The sequence below is a fragment of the Brachybacterium sp. ACRRE genome (genome assembly GCF_022346485.1).
Taxonomy (GTDB): Bacteria; Actinomycetota; Actinomycetes; order Actinomycetales; family Dermabacteraceae; genus Brachybacterium; species Brachybacterium halotolerans.
The window spans coordinates 1-3,535 of the sequence record NZ_JAKRMO010000120.1; the positions used below are offsets into that span (position 1 = coordinate 1).

A 3,535-nucleotide genomic window follows, 5' to 3' on the forward strand; every position below is an offset into this window, starting at 1 on the left:
CACCCGGCGCACGGGGGTGGCACGATCAGCGCGCGTGTGGCCCAGCTGGCCCGCTCGCAGCCCGACGCCCCCGGGGGGCGGCTCGGGGGGGGCCGCCCGCCGGGGCCGACGGCCTGCTCGCGAGCCTGCTGGGCCTCACGCGCTCTGATCGTCCCTCCCCGGTCCGCCTGGTGCTCGCCGCGTGCTCGCTCGCGCTGCTGGTGGTGCTGCTCGTCTGGCTGCTGCCGCGCGCCCTCCGCCTCGACCCGTCGCAGCTCCTCGATGCGCTCGCCGGCGTGCCAACGCCCGTGCTGCTCTCCGCCCTCGTGCTCGGCGTGCTGGCCGTGCTCCTCGAGACGCTCGGGGCGCGCGCGGCGCTCCCCGGCGCTCCGGTCGGCGCGGTCGTGAGCGCGCAGGCGGCGGCCGGGGCCACGGCGCTCGCGGTGCCCGGCGGATCCCTGCTGGGGATCGCGATCACGGGCGCGGTGCTGCGCCGGCGCGGCACGTCGATGCGCACGATCGTCACCGGCATCGCCGCGTTCTCCGCGGTGGATCTGCTGCTGGGCGGCGTCGCCATCCCCCTCGCGGCGCTCGCGTCCTACGCCGCGCTCGGCAGCCGCCGCGACCTGCCAGGGACCCTCGGGGCGACCGTCGTCGCCGCTGTGGGCGTCGTGCTCACCGTGGCCGTGCTCGCGGTGCTCGCGCATCGGCCGACGACCGTGCGGATCCTCGACGCCCTCACCCCGACGATCCGCACCGTGCTCGCGCTCGTGGGGCGCGGCGGGGACGCGCAGGGCGAAGCGCAGGAGGAGGCCCGGGCGGGCACCGGCGGGGACCCTGCCGCGCTCGTGCTGGAGGCGCGGGACCGCGTCGCGCGGATCCTGCGGAGGCGCTGGGCGGGCATCCTCGTCCCGATGCTCGCGGCGCGCGCGGCGCAGGGCGCCGTGCTGTGGATCGCGGCCGACGCCCTCGCGAGCGGGATCGGACCCCTCGCCCTGCTCGGGGTCTTCCTCATCGGCCGGGCGCTCTCGCTCGTGCCCGTCACGCCCGGCGGGGGCGGTGTCACCGAGACGGCCGTCGCCCTGCTGCTCACGTCGCTCGGCGCCGCGCCGGCTGCGGCCGGTGCGATCGCGCTCGTGCTCGGGGGTGCGACCTGGGCGGTCCCCCTCGTCCTCGGCGGTGCGCTCGGGATCCGGGAGCTGCTGCGCCGACGCGCCTGAGCGCACAGCACGACGGCCCGCGATCCATGCGGATCGCGGGCCGTCGTGACTGGCACGCCACTGGTGGGGGCGTCGGCTCAGAGGTCAGCGGGCCTCTTCACCCGTGCTCTCGGTCAGGAGCCTCTCGACCTCTTCACGCCGGTAGCGGCGGTGGCCGCCGAGCGTGCGCAGAGGCGAGAGCTTGCCCGACTGCGCCCAACGCGTCACCGTCTTCGGATCGACCCGGAAGAGCCGGGCGACCTCAGCGGGGGTGAGAAGTGCCGTGTAGGACGACGAGCTCTCCATCGAGTGCTGTTCAATCGTTGCAGCCATTGGGGGGGTCCCCTTTCTCTGGGTGTGTGGGGCCAAGGTTGCGCTTCCATCTTAGCGACTCGGACAGAGCCGACGACACGGACGAAAGTTCCAATACCGACTGGAAACTTTCGCGCTCCAGCACGGGAGGGGGCCGCCACCGGCACCAAAGGACGAAATTCGGACATTCATCCGGCTTTCTCACGTGCCATCCGCTATGCGCCTCCCGCACCCACGGCCGCGCGTGCGGGAGCAGGCCAGCGGGACGATCGCGGCCGGCCGTGAGGATCCGGACACGTGCTCGACCCGGAGGGCCGCGTCGACGTCGTCCCGTCGGCCGCCCGTCCCCTCCCCCATCAGCGTCCCGATCGGGGCTCGCCGCCCGCTCGCGCGCCGGGTTCGGCGTTGCTCACACCTGCCCCGCCGGCTGGCTGGTGCACATGGTTCCGATGTAGGATCAGGTTCCGAAACATTGCCATCGTCCGGGCTCGCGCGCCCGCCAGCCGACGCACAGGGGGTCAGATCCATGGGTCGTGGCCGACAGAAAGCCAAGCAGACCAAGGTGGCACGGGACCTCAAGTACTACAGCCCGCCGACGGACCTCTCCGCCCTTCAGCGCGAGCTCCAGTCCCATCGTTCGGCCGACACCGAGTACGAGGCGCCCGAGAGCGACACCGACGACGCCGATTGGGCGGAGGACGGACCGGCCTCCACGGCCTCCCGCCGCCGCTGAGACCCGCTCGGCAGATGCATTCCCTGTGAAGAGGGCGACCCCGATGGGGTCGCCCTCTTCACGTGCAGGAGCATTCCTGGCCGCGGCGTCGGTCGCTCAGGCGGATCGGCCGCTCAGGACCAGCCCTCGTGCATGCCGGTCAGCAGCACGCCTCCCCCGTCGACGCCCTTCGCGCCGGAGACGAGGACGTCCTGGCCCGTCGGCCGCGGAGCGTCGTCGCCCGCGACGACCTCTCCGATCACGAGGGACGGCAGACCCAGGGATCCGAGGAGGTCGACGGCCGCGTCGGCCTGCTCGGGCGCGACGGCCGCGACCATGCCGATGCCCATGTTCAGCGTGGCCTCGAGATCGTGCAGGGGCACTCCGCCCCAGGTGCTCACGCGCTCGAAGATCGCTGCGGGCCGCCAGGCTCCGCGGTCCACGACGGCGGTCGTGCCCTCGGGCAGCACGCGCGCGAGGTTCGCGGCGAGCCCGCCGCCGGTGACGTGGCTGAGGGCGTGCACGCCCTCGCCGGCCGGGTCGTCGAGGAGGGCCAGCAGGTCCCCGGTGTAGATGCGCGTGGGCTCGAGCAGCTCCGCGCCCAGCGTGCGGCCGAGCTCGGGGATCTCGGCGTCGAGCCCCAGCCCTGCGGCCTCGATCACGGCGCGCACGAGCGAGTAGCCGTTGGAGTGCAGGCCCGAGGAGTCCATGCCGATGATCCGGTCACCGGGTCGCACACGGTGCGCGCCGAGCATGGCGGACGCCTCGACGACGCCCACGGCGGCGCCGGCCACGTCGTAGTCCTCGGGGGCCATCAGGCCGGGGTGCTCGGCGGTCTCCCCGCCCACGAGCGCGCAGCCGGCCAGGCGGCAGCCCTCGGCGATGCCGCGGACGATGTCGGCGATCCGCTCGGGCACGACCTTCCCGCAGGCGATGTAGTCGGTCATGGCCAGCGGCCTCGCTCCGACCACCACGATGTCGTCGACGACCATGCCCACGAGGTCCTGGCCGATGGTGTCGTGCACGTCGAGGGCCCGGGCGATCGCGATCTTCGTGCCCACGCCGTCGGTGGACGAGGCGAGCAGAGGACGCTCGAAGTCCTTGAGGGCGCTGACGTCGACGAGGCCGGCGAAGGCGCCCACGCCTCCGAGCACCTCGGGGCCGTGGGTCGCGGAGACGGCGGCCTTCATGAGCTCGACGGCCTTGTCCCCCGCGGCGGTGTCGACGCCCGCCTCGGCGTAGGTGAGCGCAGGGGTTTCGGGAGTGGTCGTCATGCGGATGCGGTCTCCTGGGAGGTGGCGGCCGGGACGGGCCGATCGTCGGGGGCGGGGTC

Annotated in this window: 4 protein-coding genes; 2 read left to right on the forward strand and 2 right to left on the reverse strand. The window is 74.0% G+C overall.

Annotated features, from left to right (window positions below; genetic code table 11):
- Positions 1-170 precede the first annotated feature (170 nt).
- Positions 171-1,199 (forward strand): lysylphosphatidylglycerol synthase domain-containing protein, encoded by a 1,029-nt coding sequence (locus MHY49_RS18810; protein ID WP_239206769.1) that lies wholly within the window; start codon positions 171-173, stop codon positions 1,197-1,199.
- 84 nt (positions 1,200-1,283) lie between these two features.
- Here MHY49_RS18810 and MHY49_RS18815 read toward each other — a convergent pair whose 3' ends face one another.
- Positions 1,284-1,484: a BldC family transcriptional regulator gene (locus MHY49_RS18815; protein WP_152352009.1), complete on the reverse strand. Its 201-nt coding sequence runs from the start codon at positions 1,482-1,484 to the stop codon at positions 1,284-1,286.
- Positions 1,485-2,016: 532 nt separating this feature from the next.
- Between MHY49_RS18815 and MHY49_RS18820 the strand changes: the two genes are divergently transcribed.
- Positions 2,017-2,223 (forward strand): DUF3073 domain-containing protein, encoded by a 207-nt coding sequence (locus MHY49_RS18820; RefSeq protein WP_152351705.1) that lies wholly within the window; start codon positions 2,017-2,019, stop codon positions 2,221-2,223.
- A gap of 113 nt (positions 2,224-2,336) precedes the next feature.
- Here the strand turns inward: MHY49_RS18820 and purM are convergent, their stop codons facing one another.
- Positions 2,337-3,476 carry a phosphoribosylformylglycinamidine cyclo-ligase gene (gene purM / locus MHY49_RS18825; protein WP_239206771.1) on the reverse strand — a complete coding sequence of 380 codons (1,140 nt, stop codon included), beginning with the start codon at positions 3,474-3,476 and terminating at the stop codon, positions 2,337-2,339.
- Positions 3,477-3,535: the final 59 nt, after the last annotated feature.